This is a genomic window from Streptococcus pseudopneumoniae, from assembly GCF_001072665.1.
GTDB lineage: Bacteria > Bacillota > Bacilli > Lactobacillales > Streptococcaceae > Streptococcus > Streptococcus pseudopneumoniae_S.
This window is the reverse complement of sequence record NZ_JVJI01000086.1, coordinates 1-689: the sequence shown is the minus strand read 5'-3', so window position 1 is coordinate 689 and position 689 is coordinate 1. Positions and strand designations below refer to the sequence as shown.

The window sequence follows — 689 nt, the reverse complement described above, 5'->3', positions numbered from 1 at the left end:
TTATAGGTTTTAACAAATTCCTGAATTTCTGTTAGTTGTCTTGGACTTGGTTCTTGTTCTGGAGAGATACCTGCGATTCCAAGTTGATTGAGTCCAAATCGCTTAGCTAGATAAGAAAAAGCTGTATGTTGGGTTACAAATGTTTTCTGACTCGCTTTTTCAAATTTAGGTTGGAATTTCTTAGTCAATTCTTGAGCTTTTTTGATAAAGGCTTGCGCATTTTTCTGATAAGTTTCTTTGTGCTCACTATCAACCTCTGAAAGTTTATCAGCGATAATCTGGGCTTCTTCGCCAGCTTTTTCAGGATCTAGCCAAGTGTGAGGATCGTAAAGCGTTTTTTCATCAACTCCATCACCTGCTTCCACATCTTCTAGACCAGGAACACGATCCAATGTCATTCCTTCAGAAGCCTCTAAAACTTTAACTTTGGATTTTTTAAGATTGGGGTCCAGACTTCCCGCCCATGATTCGAGCGTATGCGAATGGTAAACAAATACATCTGCATCATAGATGGCTGCAATATCATTTGCTGAAGGTTCGAAGGAGTGAATTCCGTTACTTGACTGAATCATTCGAACATCATTCAAGTCACCAGATACTTCCTTGACCATGGCATAGATAGGATAAAAACTGGTCACAATTTTCATCCCTTTACCTGACTGGCTTTCCTTTTGGCCACAAGCAGCTAA

1 protein-coding gene is annotated in these 689 nt (G+C 39.6%); it reads right to left on the bottom strand.

Annotated features, from left to right (window positions below; genetic code table 11):
• A partial coding sequence (gene adcAII / locus ADH52_RS04730) for a zinc-binding lipoprotein AdcAII (protein ID WP_049510401.1) occupies nt 1-689 on the bottom strand: 689 nt, incomplete at both ends.